The sequence below is a fragment of the Helicobacter bilis genome (genome assembly GCF_900198365.1).
Taxonomy (GTDB): Bacteria; Campylobacterota; Campylobacteria; order Campylobacterales; family Helicobacteraceae; genus Helicobacter_A; species Helicobacter_A bilis_B.
This window is the reverse complement of the sequence record NZ_FZMS01000099.1, coordinates 1-4,366: the sequence shown is the minus strand read 5'-3', so window position 1 is coordinate 4,366 and position 4,366 is coordinate 1. Positions and strand designations below refer to the sequence as shown.

Genomic DNA, 4,366 nt, shown 5'->3' with positions numbered 1-4,366 from the left:
GGGGGGGGGGGTAAATTTCTACTTAATATAAAGCAAATATCATAACTGAAATATTTTCGCTAACTACAAAAAATTGTATAAAATTTCTTAAAAAAATAATAGTATTCATTTTTTAGACAAGTGCTATAACATGGATAATGTTATACTGGATTCCATATTTATTTTCTAGCTCATTTGGTTTCCAAAATATTTATAGTTAAATTTCTATATTGTTGGTATAAAGTCCAGCGTTTAGACATAAAAACATGAGATTTGTAAGACACATAAAACTGGCAGTTGCAGTGTAACTTAGGAAATAACTTTAAGTTTTCTAAACTCTAGCCGCCTCTAGCTCAGTAAAACAAGGCAATGGAATCACACAAACTAAATCATATATAGAGAAAGGAAAGCTATACACTTTATTTAATCGATTACCAACTAAAGCTCCCACCAACTCTCACATTGGCATACTTTGGTGCAGTAGTCCCAAAGTAATCAACCCATGTTGTGCCTACTTCAGCGGCAATATCAATAAGTCCTAAGATATTTACACCAGCGGTAAGTATAGCTCCAGTGTCTCTTCGTAAATCATAGGCAACACCGCCTCTCACATCTACAAATCTATAATCAAGTTTAAAACCGCCACCTATCATTTGAGAATACAAACCATATTGACTATAAGTCAGCACTTCGTTTGGCAATACATCAGCGTCAAATGCAAGTGAGAATCTTTTACCATTATAAGCTATACCTGCCCTATATTGTGGTTTTATACTAATAGTTGGTGCAGTATCGAATCTAAAAGTTGGCGTATTGATATTTTTTGCTACAAAACCTACGCCAAGCTGACCGCTGCCAGAGAGATTATAGCCATAATATGTGCCTAAATCTATCCCAAAAGTAGTGTTGTATTGTATGTTTGAGGCAAAGTTTGTATTAAACTGCAAGTTTGAGCCAAGAAACTGCTCATGATACAGACTCGCCCCAAGCATAAGCTTACCAGCCACGCCTATGCTTAACTCCGAATTGTCAAAGTTAAATCTATACGCATAGCCCACAGGCACTTCTGTGAGATTAAACACAGAGCTTACGACTTTATGTGCATCACCCTTTTCAACAGATTGTAAGATAGAAAATTTGTCATAATCGTCTTTTGTAGCAGTTTTTAGTGTGTATCCGCCCGGTTTGACTATTAATTCATAAAAATCATTATCTTTACCAAAAATAAGTCTCATTTTACTACTATCACCAACAAGTGATACCCCAGCTTGAGTGGTATTAAATAACCCTACTGCAAGGCTACCAAACTTCTCTTGCATGGTCTCACTAGAGAGTTGAAAGACTATACCGCTTTGACTGATTACATTCATATTGTTATTTTTTAAGACTTCAAAAAGAGTGTCTAAATCTTTCATAGCAGCGTCTAATGCACCACTACTACCAGATTTAATAGTCATGCTTGTGATTTTGCCATTAGATACATCAAAGTCGCTCCAATCCACCGATCCAGCAAAGTCGTTAAACATATCTTTTTGATCTTGGGACATGCTAGAACCTTGCACTCCTTTTTTCAACTCTTCTACTAGTTTTGTGTGATTGTTACTATTTTTGTGTGATTCTTGGTATTTTTTCCATAGACTATCTAAAGTATCACTACCTCCACCGCCGCCACTGCCATTATTTGCATTTTGCAGTGCAGTTTTCAAAATATCTGTAAACTCGTTAGTTGACGATACCATAGTCGTGGCGGATGTTGATCTTTTGGTGCGAGTAACAACAGTGCCACCACTACCCTTACCTCCCAATTGATCTCCAAGACCACTAAGAGATTCTAACATTTTGACAAAGTTTAGATTCGTTAATTTATCAAGGTTTGATTGCGATAAGCCAACACCTATGCTATAACCTATACGCATTTTAGAATCTGAAGCAAGCAATGCTGGATTATAGTACAAAGCAAAAGGATTTTTCAAAGCTACTCCAGCCCCACCCATAGATGCAGAGACATTCCCCATTGTGCCAAACTCCATAGCCTCTACTACACTAAACGCACTTGCAAACAAAGCCCCACACAACACAGACTTTCTATATTTTCTAAATTTATCCATTCTATTCGTATGCATTGTAGAACCTCGCATAATCTCCCCCTTAAATCTATATGAAAAATAAAAGACATATTCTAGCAAAAAATCGGCAATAATTTGTATATGTAACGGAATCTTGTGGATATTGTGTATTTTTTATCAAAATATCATTATAGGCAAATAGCCCTATACCTTAACCACAACCGGTAGTAATGTAACATTTTGTATAATTGCAAACTAAACCACTTGTCATAATTTGATAATGCTATTTTGCTTATTTACATTTTAATGAAATAATGAAGCACAATTTTACATAAGGAAGAAGCTATGGGGTTTAACATTCATAAAAGTTTAGGTGTAACACCGCTAAAATCTCTTGTGATGACAGGGTTTTTAAGCGTGAGTGCTGTGTTTGCAGCGAGTTATCCTCCAACACGAGATACAACAGGCACAGGACTTGCGATGACGAGTAGCCCTTATGCTACTGCGATAGGAAAAGCTGTGCTTGATAATGGCGGAAATGCGATTGATGCGGCTGTAGCAGTTGGCTATGCTTTAGCGGTAGTCCATCCTGCTGCTGGAAACATCGGTGGTGGTGGCTTTGCTGTCATTCACCTTGCAAATGGTGAGAATATCGCGCTTGATTTTAGAGAAAAAGCACCACTTAAAGCTACAAGAGATATGTATTTGGATAATAAAGGTAATGTGATTCCAAATGCTTCAACACTTGGATATTTAGCTGCGGGAGTGCCCGGCACTGTTAAAGGTATGAGTGCTATGCTTGATAAATATGGCACAAAGCCGCTTGGCGAACTCATGCAACCTGCTATCGATTTAGCTGAAAATGGCTTTGTGATTACTGATAGACAGGCTGAAACTATGCTTGAAGTAAAAGATGATTTAGCTAAATTTGCAAGCACGAGAAAATACTTTTTAAAGAAAGATGGCTCACTTTATCAAGGTGGGGATACGCTTGTGCAAAAAGATTTAGCAAAGACATTGCGACTTATACAAAAAGAGGGTGAAAGTGCGTTTTATAAAGGAAAAATCGCAGAATTGATCGTTACTGATATGCAAAATAATGGTGGCATAATCTCTAAAGAAGATTTAGCACAATATAATGTCGTATGGCGAAAACCAGTAACAGGCACATATAGAGGCTATGAGATTATCTCCATGTCGCCTCCAAGCAGTGGTGGGACACATATTATTCAGATTCTAAACACAATGGAAAATGCAGATATAGCTAGTCTAGGCTTTGGCTCATCAAAGTCTATTGCCTTAATGACTGAAGCAATGCGTCAAGCCTATGCTGATAGGTTAGTATTTATGGCAGACCCAGACTTCTTCAGTGTGCCAACTGATAAGTTATTAGCAAAGGAATACGCAAAAAGAATTTATACAAATATACTTAGTGCAAAAGGCAAGGCAGTCCCTAGTCAAAACATTAAGCCCGGACTTGGTGTTATAAAAGTAGGACAACCTATAAATCATAAAGAGGGCAATCACACTACACATTATTCAGTCGCAGATAAATGGGGTAATGCTGTGAGTGTAACCTATACTATTAATGCAAGTTATGGTGCGATAGCAGCGGTTGAAGGGGCTGGATTTATACTTAATAATGAAATGGATGACTTTTCTATTAAACCCGGTGTAGCTAATCTTTATGGCTTAGTAGGTGGTGAGGCAAATGCGATTGTCCCGGGCAAAAGACCGCTGAGCTCAATGAGTCCTACAATCATTCTAAAAGATGGTAAGCTATTTATGGTAGTGGGCAGTCCGGGTGGCGCAAGGATTATCACTACTGTGTTGCAAGTGATTTCTAATGTAATCGATCATAAAATGGATATAGCAAAAGCGGTAGAATCACCAAGATTCCATATGCAATGGGAGCCAGATGAGATACGCATTGAGCCTTATGGTATGACAAAAGATGTGCAAGATAATCTTAAAAGAATGGGATATAAAATCACAGAATTGCCAGATATGGGTGATGTGAGTGCAATTTTGCGTGATCCAAAAACTGGTGTTATCTATGGTGTAAATGATCCTAGAAAAGAGTTTTAAATAAGGAAAATGTCAGCAGAGAATAATTTTGGTAAGAAGTATTTGATCGCTAATTTTGTGGCGATCAAGGATTATTGTTAAATAAATCCTGCTTTTAAGACTACTATTTTTTTGATTCTATGCTTTTTCGGTAAATTGCATATAACTTACAGATACGCCTAATTAGATAGTTTTGTAAAGTATATGCCAAAAAACGCACAAATCAATAAAGCTAATTGCCAAAAAACATCAAT

2 protein-coding genes are annotated in these 4,366 nt (G+C 37.0%); one reads left to right on the top strand and one right to left on the bottom strand.

From position 1 onward, the window contains the following. Positions 1-410 precede the first annotated feature (410 nt). Complete coding sequence (gene traF, locus C6H08_RS10760; RefSeq protein WP_052092597.1) at positions 411-2,117, bottom strand: conjugal transfer protein TraF; 1,707 nt, start codon at positions 2,115-2,117, stop codon at positions 411-413. Between the two features lie 327 nt (positions 2,118-2,444). On the opposite strand from traF, the gene ggt reads away from it, so the two are divergent. Next, complete coding sequence (gene ggt, locus C6H08_RS10755; RefSeq protein WP_034579891.1) at positions 2,445-4,133, top strand: gamma-glutamyltransferase; 1,689 nt, start codon at positions 2,445-2,447, stop codon at positions 4,131-4,133. Positions 4,134-4,366: the final 233 nt, after the last annotated feature.